Below are 21,228 nucleotides of genomic sequence, written 5' to 3'. Positions count from 1 at the left end.
AGCGCACGCTTCCCGTAGACTTTCTCCACTGAATTATTTACCTGGTTTATATTTTTTGAAGCATACCCAAGAGGTGGAATGAGTCATGCTTAAGCGTTTCTTTATTACTGGTACGGATACTTCTGTCGGGAAGACCGTCGTATCCCGCGCGTTACTTCAGGCCCTGGCGGCGAGCGGTAAACGCGTTGCAGGATACAAGCCGGTTGCAAAAGGCAGTAAAGAGACGCCAGAAGGGCTGCGCAATAAGGACGCCCTGGTTCTGCAAAGCGTCTCGTCTCTGGAACTGCCTTATGACGCCGTCAATCCTATCGCGTTGAGCGAAGAGGAAAGCAGCGTCGCTCATAGCGGGCCGATCAACTACAGCCTGCTTTCAGATGGTCTGGCGAATCTGAGCGAAAAGGTTGACCACGTTGTCGTTGAAGGGACCGGCGGCTGGCGCAGCCTGATGAACGATTTACGTCCCCTTTCCGAGTGGGTGGTGCAGGAGCAATTGCCGGTGATTATGGTTGTGGGCATTCAGGAAGGGTGCATCAACCATGCCCTGCTAACGGCGCAAGCTATCGCCAATGACGGCCTGCCGCTGATTGGCTGGGTGGCGAACCGGATCAATCCGGGCCTTGCACACTACGCTGAAATCATCGACGTGCTGAGCAAAAAACTGCCTGGCCCGCTGGTGGGCGAACTGCCTTATCTGCCTCGCGCGGAGCAGCGCGAACTAGCGCACTATATCGATCTCTCGGCTTTCGGCGGTATGCTGTCCGTAGATCGAGTCGTGGCGTAACATTCTCGACAGTACCGACGCCACAACACAGGCAACCAGCAAACCGGGGAGTAAAAAATACTGCCCGGTCATTTCGCATACCATCAATGCCGACATAATTGGCGCATGCGTGGTGGCGGCGAGCAGCGTCGCCATACCCGCCAGCCCGAGCAGGATCGCCGTCTCAGACCCAGGGAACCACAGCGCAACTATCTGCGCAAACAGCATTCCCGTTGCCATACCGACGAACAGGGTTGGCGTAAACACCCCTCCCGGCGCGCCGGACCCGCTGCTTGCCAGCACCGCCAGCAGCTTGCAGATAAAGACGCCGGCAATCACCGACAGCAGCGGCGGCGACTGCAAAAATGCCTGAACCACGCTGTAGCCATTCCCCCATACCTTTGGCGTCAGCAGTGACAGCAGCCCGACGATCAGCCCGCCCAGCGCCAGCTGCCACGGCGGCGAGAGCTTAAGACGCAGAAACAGCGCGTGGCTAAATCCCATCAGCCACATCAGCAGCGGACCGCAAACGCCCGCCAGCAGACCTACGCCAACTATCAACGCATAATCTCCCGCCATTAATGTCTCACTCAGGTGCACCGCATAAAGCGTATTTGCGCCGGGGCTTAACAGACGCGTGGTGAGCAGGGCCACCACGGCGGCAATCACTACCGGGCCGAGGGAGGCCAGCATCAGCGTGCCAAACAGGATCTCTGCGATAAACAGGCTGCCCGCCAGCGGCGCATGATAGGCGCTGGCCATCCCGGCGGCGGCACCGCAGGCGATCCACAGTTTCCATTCGGATTTCGGCGTACAGCGTTGTGCAAAAAAGGAGGCGGCGAGGGCGGCGAGCAGGATCATGGCACCTTCCCGGCCAATGGCGCTCCCGCTGGCGACCACCAGCAGCGAGGCGAACGATTTCACCAGACTGGCGGCGTAATCAAACTGGCCATCACCTGTTTCCAGCGCCTCCATATAATCAGTCGGGGCGTGGGGACGTTGTGCCGTCATGCGCTGCCATCCCCACAGCAGCATCCCCGCGGCCAGACCACCCAGCGCAGGCGTGAGCGCGCGACGCCAGGGCGATAACGCGGCAGCGGCGTTCACCAGGCTTCCGCTTTCGTTGCTCAGAAACAGCCACTCCAGCAGATACATGCTGTGGCGAAACGCCGCAACGGCCAGCGCCGCCAGCACGCCGGTGACGGTAGCGATCAGGAGTCGACGAAACATCGCGCGGATGTCGGGGTAAGCGTGAAGACGTTGCATGGGTCGCAATTACGTGAGGACAAAACAATATTGTGATGGGAAAACGTGAGGTTAGCAAAATGTATGCGTGCGAAAAAAAGCCGGGCATTGCCCGGCTTACATAATTACGTGTCGCTATGAATATTCAACGCCCGGCGCGTACGCCCTGAACTCAAATATTCCGCAATATAATCCTGGGATATCTCGCCGTTATAGCGCCCATCTTCGTCCACAATCGGCATCCAGCTGGTGTTGCTTTCATACAGGCGAGAAAGCACCACGCGCAGGTTGTCTTCGGCTTTCCCGGTCATGCGGAACGGGTGCAGAATGTCGGCGCAGGCGCCGCTGGCGTGACGCGCTTCGCGGCGCTTCACAAAGCCCAACGGTTTTCCGTGCTCATCAACCACGGTAATGGCGCGAATATCGTTGTCATCCATGGTGGCGAAGGCCTCTGACAGCGGCGTTGATTCGCGTACCGTAATGGTCGGCTGTTGATCGGTGACGTCACCCGCCGATACCAGCAGCAGGCGTTTCAGCGTCCGGTCCTGGCCCACAAACGAGCCGACAAACTCATTCGCTGGCTTCGCCAACAGTTCGTCCGGGCTGGCGCACTGCACGATACGTCCCTGACGGAAAACGGCGATACGGTCGCCCAGCTTCAACGCTTCGTCAATATCGTGGCTCACCAGCATAACGGTCTTTTTCAGCTTGCGCTGCATCTCGAGGAACTGGTTCTGGATCACCTCACGGTTGATCGGGTCGACCGCACCGAACGGTTCATCCATCAGCAGGACCGGCGGATCCGCTGCCAGCGCGCGGATGACGCCGATGCGCTGCTGCTGGCCGCCGGACATTTCACGCGGATAGCGGTGAAGGAATTTATGCGGATCCATTGCCACCATATCCATCAGTTCCTCGGCACGGGATTTACAGCGCGCTTTGTCCCAGCCCAGCATACGCGGCACAACGGTAATGTTCTCTTCGATGGTCATGTTCGGGAACAGTCCAATCTGCTGGATCACGTAGCCAATGTTGCGGCGCAACGTCACGGTGTCCATCCCGCTGGTGTCTTCACCATTAATCAGGATCGTCCCGCTGCTGGGCGTAATAAGACGGTTAATCATTTTCAGGGTCGTGGTTTTTCCGCAGCCGGACGGGCCGAGCAGCACGCACATTTCCCCTTCAGGTACGTTCAGGTTGACGTTGTCGACGGCCTTAAACGTCTGGCCGTGTTTCTGTGAAAATTGTTTGGTGAGGTTTTCCAGTTTTATCATTATCGAATCCCCTTCGGAGTCAGTACCACCTGCAAACGGTGCAGCAACCAGTCGAGCACAATCGCTAAAAGACAAATCATCAGCGCGCCCGCAATCAACATACGAATATCACTCCCGCCAATACCGTTAAGCAGCAGCAGGCCCAGACCGCCCGCGCCAATCACGGCGGCAATCGCCATGACGCCAATGTTCATCACCACGGCGGTGCGGATACCGCCAAAAATGACCGGCAGCGCCATCGGGATCTCCACCCAGCGCAGACGCTGCCAGAAGGTCATGCCGATGCCGCGTCCCGCTTCACGCAGGCCGGGAGGCAGGCTGTCGAGCGCCGTATGGGTGTTACGCACAATCGGCAGCAGCGAATAGAGGAACACTGCCGTAATCGCGGGCAGGGCGCCAATGCCCTGACCGACCAGCGAAAAGAGCGGGATCATCAGGCCGAAAAGCGCGATAGACGGGATGGTGAGCACGATGGTGGCAATCCCCAGCACGGGTGTTGCCAGCCATTTGTGGCGAACAATCAAAATGCCCAGCGGCACGCCGATGATAATCGCAAGGCCCACGGCCAGCGCGACCAGCCACAGGTGTTGCAGCGTCAGGGTTAAGAGATAGTCCCAGTTGTCGAAAATATAGTGAATCGTCTCCATAGCGCCTCCTACAGCAACTGTTTGCTACGCAGGAAATCTCGGGCGACCTGCTGCGGTGACTGATGGTCGATATCCACCTTCTTGTTCAGTTCGGTGATAACGTCGTTATTCAGCTGAGCAGAGAGGGTATTCAGCGCCTCCTCCAGCCCCGGGTTCGCCTCCAGCGTGTCTTTACGTACAACCGGCGTCACGGCGTAACTCGGGAAGAAGCCTTTATCGTCTTTCAGCACTTTGAGGTCGAAGCCCTTCACGCGCCCGTCGGTGGTGTAGATCAGCCCCGCATCGACAAACCCGTCGCGTACCGCGTTATAAACCAGTCCCGGATCCATCTGGCGGATCTGCGGGCGGTCCAGCGTCATGTTGTAGGCCGCCTGCAACGGTTTCATCCCGTCGCTACGCCCGGCAAACTCCAGGTCAAGTCCCAGCAGCCAGTTGTTATCCGGATCGGTTTTACGGATCTGTTCAATCTTCGCCACCATCTCAGACATGGTGTTGATATGTTCAGCCTCGGCACGCTTGCGCTGCATGGCAAAGGCATAGGTATTGTTCATGTCGGCAGGTTTGAGCCACACCAGACCGTGCTTCGCGTCAAGACGTTTCACCGTCTCGTAAGACTCCTGCGGCGACATGCGTTTGTTGATGTGGTTGAAGATGATCAGCGACGTACCGGTGTACTCCCAGGTCATATCGATTTGTTTGTTGATCATCGCGTTTCGGGATATCACCGTCGCAATATTGGTCTGCGGCTGCACCTGAAACCCTTTCTTTTGCAGATACTGCACGGTCATGGCCGAGAGAATGTGCTGCTCGGTAAAGCTTTTGGTCGCCAGGATCAGCGGCGCGGCGAGCGTCTGGCTGGTGAAGAGCGCGGCAGCGCACAGCGCCGTCAGGCCGGAAAACAGTCTCATAGAAGCTCCTTGTTATAATTATCGTGCGAGATGCGGGCTCAGCAGTCGGCCCAGTGCCGCCAGCAGCGTATCCAGAATCAGGGCGAACAGGGCGGTGGCCGCCGCGCCCAGGATCAGTGTCGGGAAGTCATTCAGATAAATACCCGGGAAAATCAGCTCACCGTAGCTGCTGGCACCGATCAGGAATGCCAGCGGCGCGGTACCAACGTTAATTGCCGTAGCAATACGAATACCTGAAAGCATCACCGGCCAGGCGTTAGGGATTTCGACCTGACGCAAGCGCTGCCACCGGGTCATGCCGATGCCGTTTGCCGCTTCCAGCAATGACGCGGGAACAGAGCACAGCCCGGCGTAGGTGTTACGCACAATCGGCAGCAGAGAGGCCAGAAAGAGGGCGATAATGGCCGGTTTATCGCCGATGCCAATCACCACCATCGCCAGCGCCAGAACGGCCAGCGGCGGCAGGGTATTGCCCACGTTAAAAATTTGCATCACGTATTCGGCGATACCCCGTGCTGCCGGACGGCTTAGCAGGATGCCGCTTGGAATACCGACCAGCAGGGCAAAAAACATTGAGGAGAAAACCAGAATTAAATGCTGTTGCCCGAGGTAGATCAGGTCAACCTGGCGCGCCTTGATCGTCTCCAGCCCAATTCCCCAGGTGAGGAGAGCGAGAACCACGATAATGGCGCCGACAAAAAGCAGCGAACGTTTGAGTAGTGGGTGCATTGCGGTGTGTCTCCCTGTGCGCATGCGTTATAGCAACCACCGGTTGCGGTTGCCTGTTGTTATGCCATGTTTCGGCAGGGGTACTTCACCTATAGCAAGTGAAGCGGAAGGGTTCCAGTAATGGGGGGAAAACAGTAACCCTATGAAATTAGTGACAACCTGGGTTAAGCCTTATGGCATAAGGGCTGTCAGCGGGCAGACAGAATAGTCTTAAAGAAGCGAGCCTTAAGTGACAACGTCACCTAAGACTCATTGATAAATCCTAACGACCGAGGGCGGCGCGCACCTTTCGCACCCGCCAGGAGACGCGAACGATCGAAAAGGTAGCGATGAAGACCAACATCAGGCCCAGCGCCAGCATCGCGTGGAATCCAAATTCTCTGAACAGGATCAGCCCGGCAATCCCTCCGGTAATAAACGAGAAAAGGGTGGTTAAATGGGTTTTGAGCTGGCTCTTTTGCGCAGCCGTGTCTTTAGAATAATCCCGGCGCAGCATGGCGACCATAACGGAGGCCAGCGAAATGCCTGCATCGGTCAGCGTGCCGGTAATGTGCGTGGATCTCACCCGACCGCCGGATAGCTGAGTTGAGGTAGAATTATGAATGCCCATCAGCCCGCACAGGAAAATAATAATCTCCTGATTCGTGGCGAAGGAGTGAAAATACATTTCGTACAGGGATACCCCGGCCAGTAATAGCCCTTCAACAAAAAGAACCTGGCTGAATACCAGCCTGACGTTATGGATGATTCCCCAGATAACAATCATCCGCGCAACGATGGCACCCGTGACAAACGACAGAATAATGGCGCCAAAAAAAAGAATATCGTTGAGGTCGGTGGAGGAGACTTCGCTGGAGAGTTGTGAGGTATTGCCGGTCATGTGTGAGGGAAAAAAGCCAAACGCGCCCAGCGCAATGGCATTCAGCAGTCCTGCGGAGGTGGCCAGCCAGAGAGCAAGACGGCGATCCTCCTGATGCGTTCGTTCTTTCTTTAACTTAATCAGCAAAGAATACCTCCGGTTTGAGCTTTGCCTGATTCCTCAAGCTAACAAAGCGATATCGCTGGCTGACCAGGATATTGCTTAATTATTAATTCAACGGGAGGTATTCGCGGTTTTGTAATTAAATAAAATAACCCTGTTAATATAATGCCTTACTGCTGATGTCGCGAGCAGACTGACGGGCAAAAATACCGCCCCCGTGATTGCCGGGGGCAGAAAGCCTATTTCAGACTGGTTTTGAAGAACTGCTCAAACTGCGAGAACGGGATTTTTCCTGCGACGTTATCGTAGAGATCAACATGGTTTGCACCCGGAACAATCACCAGCTCTTTCTGTTTGCTGCCGACGGCCTTAAACGCATCTTCCGCAAAATAGCGAGAATGCGCGTTTTCACCGGTCACGATCAGCGTCGGGATGGCGATCTCCCCGGCATAGCTCAGCAGCGGCATATTCATAAAGGACAACGGCATGGTCGCGGTCCATGCGCCGGTGGAATTTACGGAACGGGCATGGAAGCCACGCGGCATACGGTAGTAGTCGTAGAACTCTTTCAGTACCGGATGCGGATCGGCGGGCAATGCTTCCGGCAGAATACGCTCGGCTGCCGTCACCTTACCGTTCTCATCGACATTAATATCATGACCGCCATGGGAAAAAGTGCCGCTCTCGGCATCTTTCCAGCGCTGGGCGTTCAGATACTGCAACACGGCCCGTCGGTCAGCCGCTGAATAGCGATCTTTCCCGTCGCCCACGCCGTGACCCATCGCGCGGCTCATATCGTACATTACGCTGGTGGCGACCGCCTTCACGCGGGTATCCATGGATGCCGCGTTCAGCGCCATTCCGCCCCAGCCGCAAATGCCGAGAATGCCGATACGATTACGGTCGACTTCTTTCTGAAGCCCCAGGAAATCCACTGCGGCGCTAAAGTCTTCGGTGTTGATATCAGGGGAGGCAACGTTACGCGGCTGGCCGCCACTTTCACCCGTATAGGATGGGTCGAAGGCCAGGGCCACGAACCCCTGTTCAGCCAGGGTCTGGGCATACAGACCGCTGGATTGCTCTTTAACCGCACCGAACGGCCCGCTGACGGCAATCGCCGCCAGCTTCTGGTCGCCGCGGTTCCTGGGAAGATACAGATCGCCCACCAGAGTGATCCCGTATCGGGTCTGGAATGTCACCTTGCGGTGATCGACTTTATCGCTCTCGGCGAAGGTTTTATCCCAGTTAGTCACCATGGAAACGGGGGCGTTTGGATTTAGCGTTTCTGCATAACTCATTGTCGTCACTCCACTTAATGATGCGCATAGCAGCAGCGCAACGGATAGTTTTTGGGTGAATGTTTTCATAAGAGATACCGTATGTTGTTGTTATGCGGTCATTATAATTAGCAGTAATAGTGCTGATTAGAGGCCAAATTCTGCTAGAATTAATATCATTTTGTTATAGATGCGCGAGGCGAAATGACAAAGCGGGAGAACTACAATGAGCTGTATCTGTTTATCCAGGTGGTGCGGGAGGGGGGCTTCACGGCAGCCGCACAGCGGCTCGGGCTGGCACAATCCGGGATCAGCCGATCGGTTCGGGAGCTGGAAGAGCGGTTGGGCGTTCAGCTTCTGGTGCGTACCACGCGCAAGCTGTCGCTGACCCACGCCGGAGAACAGCTTTACCAGACTGCCAGCTCCGCCTTTGATGCGCTCGATACCGGGCTGACCAGACTGGCACACTACCGCCAGACGCCGTCCGGCACGGTGCGTATTAATGCCAGCCAGCACGCCATTGAAAAATGTCTGCTGCCAAAACTCGCTATTTTCAAACAGCGTTACCCGGATATCCGTCTGGAATTAATCAATGAAAGCCGGTTCGTCGACATTATTGCCGAACGGTTCGATGCGGGCGTCCGGCTGGGGCCGGAGGTGGGGCAAGGTATGATTGCCGTGCGCATTACGCCCGATATGGAGATGGCCGTGGTTGCTGCCCCGGCGCATTTCCGGCGCTATGGTTTCCCACAGGTGCCTGATGATCTGACTTCGCATCCCTGCATTGCCTATCAGTTCGCCGACGGTCGCCACTATCAATGGGAGCTCATTCAGGACGGAAAGAGTATTGCTCACCGCCCGGAAGGACAATGGGCCTTTTCGGACAGCTACATGGAGGCCGAAGCCGCGCGGCTGGGACTCGGGCTGGCCTATGTCCCGGTAGAGCTGGTGGCTGACGATCTGGAGTGCGGGACGCTGATAAGGGTCTTGCAGCGCTACAGTCTGCGGATGGACGGGCTTTACCTCTATTACCCGCACCGCAACGTCTCCCCGGCGCTGAGAGCGGTAATCGATACGCTGAAAATTTAGGGGTGCCTCTGCGCTGCCGTCTATACAGCTCCTGGGTTTGTGTTACGCTATTCTTTTATATAGCGCTGCTTAATTAAGGCTAAGAAATGACAAAAATAACGCCAGAATATACGGCTGTAAATTTATCAAGTTGGGCAAGGAAAGAGCATTTTGAAGTCTTTCAGAGCTTTGCTCAATGCACGATTAACCAAACGGTTCAGCTGGATATTACGGCGCTGCTGAAACATATCAAACAGGTTGGCTGGAAATTTTATCCTACGATTATTTCTATTATTGCCACAGTCGTTAACCGCCATTCTGAGTTTCGTATGGCTATGAAGGATAATGAACTTGTAATATGGAAGGAGGTGCATCCAAGCTATACTCTTTTCCATAAAGAGACGGAGACGTTTTCATCGTTGTGGAGTCACTTCGACGGGAATATTGCTCACTTTCAGAACGTTTATGCAGAAGACGTTTCTCGCTATGGTGATAATCTTGCCTACTGGCCTAAGGAAGAGTCCCGAGAAAATATATTCTTCATATCGGATATTCCATGGGCGAGTTTTACCAGTTTCAATATCAACGTGGCTAACATGCAGAACTTTTTTGCACCCATGTTCACCTTTGGAAAATACTATAACCAGGATGAAAAAGTCTTGTTGCCTTTCGCCGTTCAGGTCCATCACTCCGTGTGCGATGGTTTCCACCTTGCAAGGCTGATCAATGAGTTGCAAGAGTTGTGTGATAATTTACCGCGCCATTCCGAAGCGCTCACCTTGTGATGCACATGTTTTTAACCTACGCCTGACGAGGGGAAATGATGGAACCGAATTTTACGCCAGAACAGATTGAAATGATTAACGGGATTGTTTTTGAGCAGATCGACATAATGCATGAGAAAGTTTCTGAAATAATTGCAGAGACAGAGACGGTTGCGCATCAACGCCTTAAGGACCACGGAATCACTATGACAGATTTCTGTCCCGCGAATAAACATTTCCTGATGATGACCCTTGTACAAAATCTTATAGATAAAGTTCACGGGGGTGATATGGCTTTGGCCCAAAAAATGTTAACCATGGAAGCAAAAAGGCTGAACGTTAGCGTAAATGTTGAGGCGGACAAATCCAGATAACAGAACCATGTTTCATGGTGACGCTGGAACAATTAAAGGCAAAATATCCAGCGCGACGTTCTGTAAGCCGATAATGTTAAAGCCGTGAGCCGTTTCCAGCTCACGGTGGCAGGACAAGTGATGAGGGTTCTGACGATCAGGCTGCTTTAACGGCACGAATTTTTTTACTGCCATCCGCATCCGACGCTGTCTTATCCGTTGCAGCATCGCGCTCGGGAAGCTTGCTGGTACGCAGGATATGCTGAACAGCTTCTTTCTGCTCGGCGAGATACAACCCAAGGTTCTCCGCCTGCGTTTCATCCATCTGCATTTCGCTTTGCAACAGCCAGTCGGTGAACGCTTCTGCCATATCGAGCAGTTTGTCGTGAGCGTCAGCCTCTTTCTTACTGGCAAATGTCATTTTCTCTTCACCCTTTCTTACGACAACAAATTTTGTTTCAACAGCCATTTTGCGCCTCCGATACTGTAATTATATACAGTATAGCAGTTACGAAGTGGTGTTGCAGCAAAAATGTGCGAACCTGGCTTGCACAACAGATGTGCAAGCCAGGCGCTGTTATCGGTACAGCGTTTTTTCTGCAATCGGGATCAGCAAAGTGGACTGCCAGTCTGCCAGGGTCAGTTGAGCCAGTTTACCCAGCGCCGCGTAGAAAGGATGGGCCGCGTTTTCAACGAATACGGTCAGGAAACGCGTACTCCACGGCAGCAGATGCCAGGCCAGAAGCTGGTCGCGTTCTGTGTCGCGACCGTTCTCGCCAAGCCACGCCGCCAGCATCAGCAGCGTGCCGAAGTGATCTTCCGGCTCATTCTGCTGCATTTCAAAGGCGATATTGTTTTCACGCATCCACTGACGCAACGCGAGGGTCGAATCGCCAAACAGCACGGACTCGCGATCGAGCCAGACGGAGCCCCACGGAGGAGCGGGCAGGGCATATGGGCCAATAAACAGACGCTGCCACGCGTCCTTCAACGCTTCGTCAGACGGGGCTTTAAACGCAGTAGCGACGGGCAGCAGGCTCTCTTCCGGCAGCGGCCAGTCCTGCACCCAGTCACCGGCGGTCAGGGCACTCACCAGCGGCGCAGTCTGTTCGCTGTCCGGTGCAAAATAAAACAGCGCGCCCAGTACCCGGGCGCTGAACGCGAACGATTCGCGATGTGAGACGTCATTCATTACAACTTTCCTTACTTGCGCGCGGGCGGTCCCGCGCGCCTGTGTCAACCTGCAATCGCTAACCCTGCGGTCATATGCAGACCATAAAATAGCCCACGGCCAATAAGTTCACCCAGCGCCACCAGCACAAAACCTGCTAGCAGGCCCAGCGTGTTCGGCTCCTGACGCCGAATCAGCGGGCAGATCCAGCAGCCTAAGCCCGCCGCCAGCAGCGCGATGCGCCAGACCTGAAGCGAACCATAATCCGGCAGCAGGGCGCTGGCCTGCTGGATGGAACTCTGGATCGTCGCCAGCGCATTGCTTTGCAACACGACGACCGCCACGCAGACGAGCAGCGCCAGCACGCTGACGGACGCGGCAACGGTACCTTTATATGTCACGTTTGCACCCCGCAGCAGCAGCGCGGCCAGCAGCGGACCAGCAAGCGCCATCGTCAGGAAGAAGGCCAGCGTGGTGTAACCTGTATACCAGGTCGGAACGGTATCAATCTGATAGACCCGGGTCATCGCCCAGACAAAAACGACCCCCAGGAGTTGACTGACCACCAGCCAGATTTTGCCTAAAGCAGGGGGCATTTTACCGATAACCGACACCAGCCACCAGAAACCGCCCACGGCAAAGAAGATCGAACCCGCTGCGATCTCATTACTCAGCGCTGACGCTCCCACGCGGTTAAGCGAGTTGAAGGCGCGCAGCGGGGAGCCAAGGTGCAGTACCGAGGCCAGAAACCCAATACCCATCACTATCCAGAGAAAAAACATGCTGCGAACGATGCGCCGTTTAGCCGCTTCCTCTTTTTCATTCAGCCAGGCGAAGCCCATTACGATTAGCGCGCCGGCCACGCACTGCCCGAAAACGGTGAAGATCACCAGCGGCCATTCATGCCATCCACTTCCCATCTCACACCTCCTTCGGGTTGGCCAGGTAGCCGGTGGTGTCACCCGTCGGACGGCTGTTGGCGTTAGGTTTGATCACAATACTCGGCTTCGTGAAGTGCGCAGACGGCAGCGGCGCGACGGCGGCAAGCTGGCCATGTTTTTTGCGCAGCTCCTCAATCGGGCCAAAGTCCAGCGCGCGCAGCGGGCAGGACTCGACGCAGATGGGCTTTTTGCCGTCCGCCACGCGGCTGTGGCAGCCGTCGCACTTGGTCATGTGACCTTTGGCGGCATTGTACTGCGGCGCGCCGTACGGGCAGGCCATGTGGCAGTAGCGACAGCCGATGCAGACGTCCTCGTCCACCACCACAAAGCCGTCGTCGCGCTTGTGCATTGCCCCGCTCGGACAGACCTTGGTACAGGCCGGATCTTCGCAGTGGTTGCAGGCAATCGACAGGTAATAGGCGAAGACATTCTGATGCCAGACGCCGTTGTCCTCCTGCCAGTCGCCGCCCGCGTATTCATAAATACGACGGAAGCTGACGTCCGGAGTCAGGTCTTTGTAATCCTTGCAGGCCAGCTCGCAGGTTTTGCACCCGGTGCAACGGCTGGAATCAATAAAAAATCCATACTGGGTTGTCATTGTCTATTCCTTATGCCTTCTCGATCTGCACCAGGTTCGTGTGCTGCGGGTTGCCTTTCGCCAGCGGTGACGGGCGGTGCGTGGTCAGGGTGTTGATGCAAGACCCGCGATCGACGCGATCGCCGTTCATGTTGGCGTCGTGCCAGGCGCCCTGGCCCATCGCGCTCACGCCGGGCATGATGCGCGGCGTGACTTTGGCGGCAATGCGCACTTCGCCGCGGTCGTTAAACACGCGCACCGTGTCCCCGTTTTTAATGCCGCGCTTCGCGGCGTCCACGGGGTTAAGCCACACCTCCTGACGACAGGCGGCCTGGAGCACATCCACGTTGCCGTAGCTGGAGTGGGTGCGGGCTTTAAAGTGGAATCCGAACAGTTGCAGCGGGAATTTACTGCGCTCGGGCGCGTCCCAGCCTTCGAAGGTTGAGGTATAAACCGGCAGCGGGGTAATGGTTTCGTCTTTTTGCAGCTCCCAGGTTGCCGCAATATCCGCCAGCTTGCTGGAGTAGATTTCGATTTTCCCCGACGAGGTTTTGAGTGGATTGGCGTCCGGATCGTCACGAAATTTTTTATAGGCCACAAAATGTCCATTCGGATCTTTGCGTTTATAGATGCCCATTTTCTTCAGCGCGTCGTAGGACGGCAGTTGGGGATCTCTGGCGACCATTTTGGCGTACAGATAGTGCAGCCACTGCTCCTGCGTACGGCCTTCGGTGAATTTCTGATGGATATCCGGTCCGAGGCGTTTCGCCACTTCGCTCATGATCCAGTAGATGGGCCTGCGCTCGAACTTCGGGGCGGTAACCGGCTGGAGGAAAATCAGGTAGCCCATGTTGCCGGCGTAATCGTTGGGGATGATATCTTCCTGCTCAACGGTCATCAGGTCCGGCAGAACAATATCGGCATACTTCGCGGACGAGGTCATGAAGTTGTCGATGACGACGATCGTTTCGCACTTACTCTCATCCTGCAAAATGTCGTGGGTTTTGTTGATATCGGAGTGCTGGTTGATGAGGGTGTTACCCGCGTAGTTCCAGATAAACTTGATCGGCACATCAAGTTTATCCTTGCCGCGCACACCGTCGCGCAGGGCGGTCATCTCCGGGCCACGGACAATGGCATCCGTCCAGCTAAAGCAGGAGATTTGCGTTTTCACCGGATTCTCCGGCAGCGGCATGCGTTCGATGGTGATGGTGTAGGTCGATTCGCGCGCGCCGCTGTTGCCGCCGTGAATGCCGACGTTGCCGGTCAGGATCGGCAGCATGGCGATGGCGCGGGAGGTTTGCTCCCCGTTGGCCTGACGCTGCGGGCCCCAACCCTGGCAAATGTAGGCCGGTTTCGCCGAACCGATTTCACGGGCCAGCTTAATAATGCGATCGGCGGGGATGCCCGTAATGCGCGACGCCCACTCCGGCGTTTTCGCGGTTTTGTCATCACCCTGGCCGAGAATATAGGCTTTGTAATGACCATTAGCAGGTGCGCCTTCCGGCAGGGTTTTTTCGTCATAACCCACGCAGTATTTATCGAGGAAAGGCTGATCGACGAGGTTTTCATTAATCAGCACCCACGCGATACCCGCTACCAGCGCGGCATCGGTGCCCGGACGAATGGGGATCCACTCGTCTTCACGCCCTGCGGCGGTGTCGGTGTAGCGCGGATCGATAACGATCATCCGCGCGTTAGAGCGTTCGCGTGCCTGTTCGAGGTAGTAGGTTATCCCGCCGCCGCTCATGCGCGTTTCCGCCGGATTATTGCCGAACATCACCACCAGTTTGGTGTTTTCAATATCCGAGGTGCTGTTGCCGTCGTTGCTGCCGTATGTGTAGGGCATGGCGCAGGCGATCTGCGCGGTGCTGTAGGTGCCGTAGTGGCTAAGGAAGCCGCCGTAGCAATTCATCAGGCGCGCGACCAGGGAGGCGTAAGGGGAGGAGCGGGTGATATTGCCGCCTACGATCCCGGAGGAGTAATTAATGTAGACCGCTTCGTTGCCGTATTTTTCGACCACGCCTTTCAGGCTGGCGGCGATGGTGTCCAGCGCTTCTTCCCAGGTGATACGCTCAAACTTACCTTCTCCGCGTTTGCCCACGCGTTTCATCGGATAGTTCAGACGGTCAGGGTGGTTAATACGACGGCGGATAGAACGACCGCGCAGGCAGGCGCGAACCTGATGATTGCCGTAAATATCCTCGCCGGTGTTATCCGTTTCAACCCAATAAACTTCGTCATCGCGAACGTGCAGACGCAGCGCGCATCGACTTCCGCAGTTCACCGAGCAGGCGCCCCAAACGACTTTGTCATTCGCGGGCTGCACGGCGGTTTGCACTGCGGCGGCGGCGCTTTTCAAACCGAAAGGTAATGCGATCCCACCGGCGGCAAGCGCCAGCGATCCTATGGCAGTGGATTTAACCAGAGCTCGACGGCTTATCCCGCCGTGATGTTCAACTTCGGACATGACTCACCCCATCATTGTTAATAATTATTTTCACCCGTGACTACAACTGGGCTAATGATGGGGGGAGTGTTACTTATTTGGAGGTATTAAATATTAATCCTCGTCAAATCAGGGGAATTGAGTGGCAAAATCATTGCGGCTCAGCAGGCACATTCTCCTGCGTTCCCGCCCCGCTTACCGGGTAATTGCCGCTGCTGGTGCGGGTGTACAGAATTTTGAAGGTATCGTTGGCACAATGCCCAACGACCTGTGCATCCGGCTGATCGGCCTGATCGTTCGGAACGATGTTCAGGGTAAAGCCAGACTCCGGCACGCCGTTGTTGATAATCTTCTGCTGAATGTCGCTTTTCACTCGCTCGCAGGAGTCCGGGGCCGCAAGAATCGCAGGTGAAGCACTCATTAACAGCAGGGCGGTAATCCAGGGTAACCGTTTCATCTGTAGCTCCTTTTCACTGTGTAGGTAATAAGCATAGCAGGGTTAGGATAAGCTTTTGTTTTAGTGTGCCTCTTTCTGAATTGTCCTGGAAGTGTTGAAACGCCCAGCCATTGAAAAGAATAGTCAGCTTACCCTTTGCCTTGATTGATTATTGGATTGAACAGTGGAGTAATTGCGCGTCGATAACGGTGGCGAAGCTTTGCAGCCAAAGGTCTTTCTCGCATCAATAACTCCCAAATTTCTTTCTTTTTAGCATCTAAGGTGGCTTCGCCCTTTGATACATTAATGGTTGAAGCGTTCGCTTCTTCAGAAAGGCGTACTGGGAAGGGTACTGTTGAGTAAATTTTAGCCAAGGATAAATCTTCGAATAAGCTCCATTTGTCGGAAACCATCCATACAGGGTAAAGGTGTTGAAGGAGATTACCGGCAGCTTTTTGATTAATAATATAAGCGTGAGCAGTCGTGGCTTGCTGAGTTTTATGTATATTATAAGAGCCGCAAATGGGTTTGAGCGGCTTTTTGTAATATTTATTGACCCGGCTCAAAAGAAGAATCTCAGGTTTGGTCTTGCTAAGCGTCACGCTATTCAAGATATCATGCAGATCGCTGTTTAGTATGACATCATCCTCGAGAATGAGTGCTGCTTCGATATTTTCATTTATTATTTTTTTGTATATTTTTTGATGGCTTAATGCGCAACCTACTTCACCCGGTAGAAAGGCATAATTTAACTCGCGTGTGACATTATTGCGTTCAACTTCAGTCATTTTCCGCCCATCAACAGCTTCAATAAATTCGTGCGCGATGTTCAACTTTAACAGTTGAGATTCCATTTTTTCACGGCGTTCGAGCGAGTGTTTAAGATTGATTATAAAAGTTCGCATACTCTGAACATCCCTTAAGGACTGAATGGCTGGGCCAAATTCATGCATTTTACCAGTATTCGAACCGATTCAACATAGCTCAGTACATATGAGGGATGCTAAAAAATTGTTTTTGCTGGAAGGATTGTGTGGATAGCACAATTGAAATTGCTATCCATCCTTACCACGCTCTTTGCTACTATAAGTGCAACAATCCTTTCATTCTTTTGGTAAATGATGTGAAGAAATATGCAGCGATAACGCTACTGGCAACGGTACTGGTGGGATGCGACAACAACACCGCGCCGCTGTCATTTACGCCGGAGATGGCGAGTTTTTCAAACGAGTTTGACTTTGATCCTCTTCGCGGCCCGGTGAAAGATTTTACCCAGACGCTGTTCAACGACAAGGGTGAAGTCTCCAAACGCGTGACCGGCACGATGTCGACGGAAGGGTGTTTCGATACGCTTGAACTGCACGATCTGGAGGCTAACACGGGCGTTGCGCTGGTGCTGGATGCGAACTACTACGTCGATGCTGAAACCCAGCAGCAGAAGGTGAAGTTGCAGGGGAAATGTCAGCTGGCGGAACTGCCATCGGCCGGGGTGACGTGGGATACCGACGATAATGGGTTTGTGGTTGCCGCGCACAGCAAAGAGATGGAAGTAAAGTACCAGTATGACGCCGACGGCTACCCGCTGGGTAAAACCACGGTGTCCGGCGACCAGCGTTTATCGGTCCAGGCAACGCCGTCGAAAGATCTGCGCAAGCGTATGGATTATACGGCGGTAAGCCTGTTGAACGATAAACCGATGGGCAATGTTAAGCAGAGTTGCGAGTACGATCGCCACAACAACCCGGTGAGTTGTGAACTGGCGATCGTCGACGACAGCGTCAAACCTGCCGTTGAGCGCAAGTACACCATCAAAAACAGCATTGCATATTATTGAGAATAAAACCGCGCAGGTTACTGCGCGGTGGGTTTAAGCAGGCTGGCAGAGGAGGACTTATGTCCGGCCAGATGCTGATGCTGGAAAATGCACATGCGGATGGTGTTACGGTATTCGCCGTTAATAAAGAACTCATGGATCAGCTCACCTTCCACCATAAAGCCCAGCTTACGGTAGATATGGATCGCTTTTTCGTTCTCTTTATCGACGATCAGGTAAAGCTTGTAGAGATTCAGGACGTTAAATCCGTAATCCATCGCCAGCTTTGCCGCCCGCGAAGCAAGACCTTTCCCCTGGTGTTCCGGTGAAATAATGATCTGAAACTCCGCCCGACGGTGGACGTGGTTGATCTCAACCAGTTCAACCAGCCCGGCTTTCTCACCTTCACACTCAACCACAAACCGGCGTTCACTCTGGTCGTGGATATGCTTGTCATAAAGATCGGACAGCTCAACAAAGGCCTCGTAAGGCTCTTCAAACCAGTAGCGCATTACGCTGGCATTGTTGTCGAGCTGGTGAACAAAGCGTAAATCTTCGCGCTCCAGCGGACGGAGCTTCACGTCACACAGCCTCGACATTACGGTGCTACCGTGCGGCCAGTACGACGATCCAGGCAGCGCAGGGTGTTAGGCTCCCAGTAAGCGTTGACGTTGGCACTTTGCTGGCACTTATCGCGCGCGTCAAACGCCACATCCTCTTTATCCCACTCTTTTTCAGCGCGTTTATTCACTTTCTGGCGCAGGCTGCGGGTGTCATTCCATTGTTCTTTGTCCATGGCGGCGTTCTGACGGCTTTGCGCGCTGTCACCAGACTCAATGATGAGCTTGCTGGTTTCGGCTGATGCCGTTGCGGCAAAGGCGAACGAGGACAGCGCCAGTGCGGCTGTCAGACAAAGGCGTTTGCTTAATGTAGTCATAGCGTTTCCTTTAAACGGGTGCAGAAAATCGGATTACCCCGTTGGATTCTACACCAATCCGAAAGGGTGTCATACCCGCGCCGCAGGTATGGGAACGATGAGAGCATTATCGCGTATGATGTCTAAATCAATCCTCACGAAACGAGAAAAATGTTCAAAACGACGCTGCTTTTTTTCGCGACCGCGCTGTGTGAAATCATCGGATGTTTTTTACCGTGGCTCTGGCTAAAGCGGGGCGCTTCCGCGCTGCTGCTGATCCCTGCCGGGGTGGCGCTGGCCCTTTTTGTCTGGCTGCTTACCCTGCATCCGGCCGCCAGCGGACGAGTTTATGCCGCCTACGGCGGGGTGTACGTCTGTACCGCGCTGCTGTGGCTGCGCATTGTCGATGGCGTCAGGCTAAGCCTGTACGACTGGGCTGGCGCAGTGGTTGCCCTGTGCGGCATGTTGATCATCGTGGCTGGCTGGGGACGCGCATAAGCGTCCTTATAATGTGATCGTCCGCTGATTTTACGATCATTATACTTGTATGGTAGTAGTGTAGTTGCGTAAATTTCCTGCATCACAACGAAGATGTAAGGAAATGGATTATGAAGATTGTCGGGGCTGAAGTATTTGTCACCTGCCCGGGGCGTAACTTTGTCACCCTTAAAATCACGACCGATGAGGGCATTGTCGGCCTGGGTGATGCCACGCTGAACGGACGTGAACTTTCCGTTGCCTCCTACCTGAAGGATCACCTTTGCCCACAGCTGATTGGCCGCGATGCGCACCGCATCGAAGATATCTGGCAATTCTTTTATAAAGGGGCCTACTGGCGCCGTGGTCCGGTCACGATGTCCGCGATTTCCGCCGTGGATATGGCGCTGTGGGACATCAAAGCGAAAGCCGCCAACATGCCGCTCTACCAGCTGTTGGGCGGTGCATCGCGCGAAGGGGTGATGGTCTATTGTCACACCACCGGGCACACCATTGATGACGTGCTGGAAGACTACGCCCGCCACAAAGAGATGGGTTTTAAGGCCATCCGCGTGCAGTGCGGCGTGCCGGGGATGAAAACCACCTATGGTATGTCTAAAGGAAAAGGGCTGGCGTATGAGCCTGCAACCAAAGGTGACTGGCCAGACGAGCAGCTGTGGTCCACCGAGAAATACCTCGATTTCACGCCAAAACTGTTTGATGCCGTGCGTAGTCAGTTTGGCTTCAACGAACATCTCCTCCACGACATGCACCACCGTCTGACGCCAATCGAAGCGGCGCGGTTCGGCAAGAGCATTGAAGCGTTCCGCATGTTCTGGATGGAAGATCCGACTCCCGCTGAAAACCAGGAATGTTTCCGCCTGATCCGCCAGCACACCGTCACGCCGATTGCCGTGGGTGAGGTGTTTAACAGCATTTGGGACTGCAAGCAGTTGATTGAAGAGCAGCTCATTGACTATATCCGCACTACCATAACCCACGCGGGCGGCATCACCGGGATGCGTCGTATTGCGGATTTTGCCTCACTCTATCAGGTGCGTACCGGTTCACACGGCCCGTCGGATCTGTCGCCGATTTGCCACGCCGCGGCACTGCATTTTGACCTGTGGGTGCCGAATTTCGGCGTGCAGGAGTATATGGGGTACTCAGAGCAGATGCTGGAAGTGTTCCCGCACAGCTGGCGCTTTGATAACGGCTATATGCACCCGGGCGACAAGCCAGGGCTGGGGATTGAGTTTGACGAGAAGCTGGCGGCGAAATACCCGTACGATCCGGCCTATCTGCCGGTGGCCCGTCTGGAAGACGGCACCCTCTGGAACTGGTAAACGAGGAGCGAATAATGAAAAGCGTAGTGATCCCACAGCCAAATACGCTGGTGATTGAAGAGCGTCCCCTCCCGTTGCCGGGCGCAGGGGAGGTCCGCGTCAAAATCAGGCTGGCCGGGATCTGTGGTTCAGACAGCCATATCTATCGCGGGCATAACCCGTTTGCGAAATATCCGCGCGTCATTGGTCACGAATTCTTTGGCGAGATAGACGCGATTGGCGAAGGCGTGGAAAGCTCCCGGCTGGGCCAGCGCGTCTCGGTTGATCCGGTGATCAACTGCGGGCACTGCTACCCGTGTTCCGTCGGAAAACCGAACGTGTGCACCTCGCTGGTGGTGCTGGGCGTCCATCGCGACGGTGGCTTCAGCGAATACGCCGTCGTGCCGGCAAAAAACGCCTGGCACATTCCGGCTGCGATCCCAGACAAACACGCGGTGATGGTTGAACCCTTCACTATTGCCGCCAACGTCACGGGGCAGGCGAAACCCACCGAACAGGACGTGGCGCTGATCTATGGCGCAGGTCCGATGGGGCTGGTTACCGTGCAGGCGCTGAAGGGCGTTTACAAGGTGAAGCAGGTCATCGTGGTCGATCGTATTGATGAGCGGCTGGCGATGGCGCAGCGCAGCGGTGCAGACTGGGTCTTCAACAACGGGGAGCAATCGCTACAGGCCGCGCTGGACGAAAAAGGGATCAAGCCGACGTTAATCATCGATGCTGCCTGTCATCCCTCTATTTTGCAGGAAGCGATTACGCTGGCTTCCCCGGCGGCACGCATCGTGCTGATGGGCTTCTCCAGCGATCCGAGCCAGATCGTGCAGCAGGGGATCACCGGCAAAGAGCTGTCAATTTTCTCTTCGCGCCTCAATGCCAACAAATTCCCGGTCGTTATCGACTGGCTGGAAAAAGGGCTGATCGACCCTGAAAAACTGGTCACCCACACATTTGACTATCACCACGTTACAGACGCCATCGAACTGTTTGAAAAAGATCAGCGGCAGTGCTGCAAAGTCTTGCTCACGTTCGACCAATAAAAATCACGCGGTTAAGAGCCTGCGAAGACAGGCTCTAAGTGGTACGCATCTTACCTTTCAG

At 54.8% G+C, this 21,228-nt stretch carries 24 protein-coding genes; 8 read left to right on the top strand and 16 right to left on the bottom strand.

Going from position 1 to position 21,228, the window contains the following annotated elements; genetic code table 11:
- The first annotated feature begins 85 nt into the window (after window positions 1-85).
- On the top strand, window positions 86-781 hold the full coding sequence (gene bioD, locus A3466_RS16460) for a dethiobiotin synthase (protein WP_063451476.1): 696 nt from the start codon (window positions 86-88) through the stop codon (window positions 779-781).
- On the opposite strand, the gene clcB is transcribed toward bioD, so the two are convergent.
- From clcB to A3466_RS16425, 7 genes are all read right to left on the bottom strand, one after another.
- Window positions 716-2,026 carry a voltage-gated ClC-type chloride channel ClcB gene (gene clcB / locus A3466_RS16455; RefSeq protein ID WP_063451475.1) on the bottom strand — a complete coding sequence of 437 codons (1,311 nt, stop codon included), beginning with the start codon at window positions 2,024-2,026 and terminating at the stop codon, window positions 716-718. The two genes, bioD and clcB, sit on opposite strands and share 66 nt — an antisense overlap.
- A 104-nt stretch (window positions 2,027-2,130) precedes the next feature.
- The gene (osmV, locus tag A3466_RS16450; protein ID WP_063451474.1) at window positions 2,131-3,279 is read right to left on the bottom strand and encodes an osmoprotectant ABC transporter ATP-binding protein OsmV; all 1,149 of its coding nucleotides are present in this window, start codon (window positions 3,277-3,279) and stop codon (window positions 2,131-2,133) included.
- Complete coding sequence (gene osmW, locus A3466_RS16445) at window positions 3,279-3,926, bottom strand: osmoprotectant ABC transporter permease OsmW (protein WP_063451473.1); 648 nt, start codon at window positions 3,924-3,926, stop codon at window positions 3,279-3,281. Before osmW ends, osmV begins: the two co-directional genes overlap by 1 nt.
- Before the next feature lie 8 nt (window positions 3,927-3,934).
- On the bottom strand, window positions 3,935-4,834 hold the full coding sequence (gene osmX / locus A3466_RS16440) for an osmoprotectant ABC transporter substrate-binding protein OsmX (protein WP_063451472.1): 900 nt from the start codon (window positions 4,832-4,834) through the stop codon (window positions 3,935-3,937).
- 18 nt (window positions 4,835-4,852) lie between these two features.
- Window positions 4,853-5,563 (bottom strand): osmoprotectant ABC transporter permease OsmY, encoded by a 711-nt coding sequence (osmY, locus tag A3466_RS16435; protein ID WP_063451471.1) that lies wholly within the window; start codon window positions 5,561-5,563, stop codon window positions 4,853-4,855.
- Window positions 5,564-5,825: 262 nt separating this feature from the next.
- Window positions 5,826-6,569: a YoaK family protein gene (locus A3466_RS16430; protein WP_063451470.1), complete on the bottom strand. Its 744-nt coding sequence runs from the start codon at window positions 6,567-6,569 to the stop codon at window positions 5,826-5,828.
- A 215-nt stretch (window positions 6,570-6,784) separates the two neighbouring features.
- Window positions 6,785-7,912, bottom strand: coding sequence for an alpha/beta hydrolase (locus A3466_RS16425; RefSeq protein ID WP_074161060.1), 1,128 nt, complete (start codon window positions 7,910-7,912; stop codon window positions 6,785-6,787).
- 114 nt (window positions 7,913-8,026) lie between these two features.
- Here A3466_RS16425 and A3466_RS16420 point away from each other — a divergent pair, with 114 nt between their 5' ends.
- The 3 genes from A3466_RS16420 to A3466_RS16410 all read left to right on the top strand — a co-directional run bounded on the left by A3466_RS16420 (window position 8,027) and on the right by A3466_RS16410 (window position 10,028).
- Window positions 8,027-8,911, top strand: a complete 885-nt coding sequence (locus A3466_RS16420; RefSeq protein WP_063451469.1) for a LysR family transcriptional regulator — start codon at window positions 8,027-8,029, stop codon at window positions 8,909-8,911.
- 86 nt (window positions 8,912-8,997) lie between these two features.
- Window positions 8,998-9,675 carry a type A chloramphenicol O-acetyltransferase gene (gene catA / locus A3466_RS16415; protein ID WP_063451468.1) on the top strand — a complete coding sequence of 226 codons (678 nt, stop codon included), beginning with the start codon at window positions 8,998-9,000 and terminating at the stop codon, window positions 9,673-9,675.
- Between the two features lie 38 nt (window positions 9,676-9,713).
- Complete coding sequence (locus tag A3466_RS16410; protein ID WP_063451467.1) at window positions 9,714-10,028, top strand: hypothetical protein; 315 nt, start codon at window positions 9,714-9,716, stop codon at window positions 10,026-10,028.
- Between the two features lie 136 nt (window positions 10,029-10,164).
- Here A3466_RS16410 and A3466_RS16405 read toward each other — a convergent pair whose 3' ends face one another.
- The 7 genes from A3466_RS16405 to A3466_RS16375 all read right to left on the bottom strand — a co-directional run bounded on the left by A3466_RS16405 (window position 10,165) and on the right by A3466_RS16375 (window position 16,486).
- The gene (locus A3466_RS16405) at window positions 10,165-10,476 is read right to left on the bottom strand and encodes a YebG family protein (RefSeq protein ID WP_063451466.1); all 312 of its coding nucleotides are present in this window, start codon (window positions 10,474-10,476) and stop codon (window positions 10,165-10,167) included.
- Between the two features lie 108 nt (window positions 10,477-10,584).
- Window positions 10,585-11,199 carry a Tat proofreading chaperone DmsD gene (dmsD, locus tag A3466_RS16400; protein ID WP_063451465.1) on the bottom strand — a complete coding sequence of 205 codons (615 nt, stop codon included), beginning with the start codon at window positions 11,197-11,199 and terminating at the stop codon, window positions 10,585-10,587.
- A gap of 44 nt (window positions 11,200-11,243) precedes the next feature.
- Window positions 11,244-12,098, bottom strand: a complete 855-nt coding sequence (locus A3466_RS16395) for a dimethyl sulfoxide reductase anchor subunit family protein (RefSeq protein ID WP_063451464.1) — start codon at window positions 12,096-12,098, stop codon at window positions 11,244-11,246.
- Window position 12,099: 1 nt separating this feature from the next.
- Entirely contained in the window at window positions 12,100-12,717 is a 618-nt protein-coding gene (locus A3466_RS16390) for a DMSO/selenate family reductase complex B subunit (RefSeq protein ID WP_017384545.1), read from the bottom strand.
- Between the two features lie 10 nt (window positions 12,718-12,727).
- A complete protein-coding gene (ynfE, locus tag A3466_RS16385) occupies window positions 12,728-15,166 on the bottom strand; it encodes a selenate/tellurate reductase subunit YnfE (RefSeq protein WP_063451463.1) in 2,439 nt (812 codons plus the stop codon).
- 130 nt (window positions 15,167-15,296) lie between these two features.
- Window positions 15,297-15,602 (bottom strand): DUF1161 domain-containing protein, encoded by a 306-nt coding sequence (locus A3466_RS16380; protein WP_063451462.1) that lies wholly within the window; start codon window positions 15,600-15,602, stop codon window positions 15,297-15,299.
- Between the two features lie 128 nt (window positions 15,603-15,730).
- The gene (locus A3466_RS16375) at window positions 15,731-16,486 is read right to left on the bottom strand and encodes a glycosyltransferase family 25 protein (protein ID WP_063451461.1); all 756 of its coding nucleotides are present in this window, start codon (window positions 16,484-16,486) and stop codon (window positions 15,731-15,733) included.
- A 218-nt stretch (window positions 16,487-16,704) separates the two neighbouring features.
- Between A3466_RS16375 and A3466_RS16370 the strand changes: the two genes are divergently transcribed.
- Complete coding sequence (locus tag A3466_RS16370) at window positions 16,705-17,415, top strand: YnfC family lipoprotein (protein WP_063451540.1); 711 nt, start codon at window positions 16,705-16,707, stop codon at window positions 17,413-17,415.
- A 17-nt stretch (window positions 17,416-17,432) separates the two neighbouring features.
- Here the strand turns inward: A3466_RS16370 and speG are convergent, their stop codons facing one another.
- On the bottom strand, window positions 17,433-17,993 hold the full coding sequence (gene speG / locus A3466_RS16365; protein WP_063451460.1) for a spermidine N1-acetyltransferase: 561 nt from the start codon (window positions 17,991-17,993) through the stop codon (window positions 17,433-17,435).
- Window positions 17,993-18,331, bottom strand: coding sequence for a DUF1283 family protein (locus tag A3466_RS16360; RefSeq protein WP_063451459.1), 339 nt, complete (start codon window positions 18,329-18,331; stop codon window positions 17,993-17,995). The genes speG and A3466_RS16360 overlap by 1 nt, the downstream gene beginning before the upstream one ends.
- Window positions 18,332-18,481: 150 nt before the next feature.
- Here A3466_RS16360 and A3466_RS16355 point away from each other — a divergent pair, with 150 nt between their 5' ends.
- The 3 genes from A3466_RS16355 (at window position 18,482) to A3466_RS16345 (ending at window position 21,167) form a co-directional block, all read left to right on the top strand.
- Window positions 18,482-18,808, top strand: coding sequence for a YnfA family protein (locus A3466_RS16355; protein WP_063451458.1), 327 nt, complete (start codon window positions 18,482-18,484; stop codon window positions 18,806-18,808).
- Window positions 18,809-18,918: 110 nt separating this feature from the next.
- The gene (gene manD, locus A3466_RS16350; RefSeq protein WP_063451457.1) at window positions 18,919-20,133 is read left to right on the top strand and encodes a D-mannonate dehydratase ManD; all 1,215 of its coding nucleotides are present in this window, start codon (window positions 18,919-18,921) and stop codon (window positions 20,131-20,133) included.
- A 14-nt stretch (window positions 20,134-20,147) separates the two neighbouring features.
- Entirely contained in the window at window positions 20,148-21,167 is a 1,020-nt protein-coding gene (locus A3466_RS16345) for a Zn-dependent oxidoreductase (RefSeq protein WP_063451456.1), read from the top strand.
- Window positions 21,168-21,228 lie beyond the last annotated feature (61 nt).

Source organism: Enterobacter genomosp. S (assembly GCF_001631805.1).
GTDB lineage: Bacteria > Pseudomonadota > Gammaproteobacteria > Enterobacterales > Enterobacteriaceae > Enterobacter > Enterobacter quasihormaechei.
Note: the sequence above shows the minus strand (reverse complement) of the source record. Positions and strands in the feature narration are given on the sequence as shown.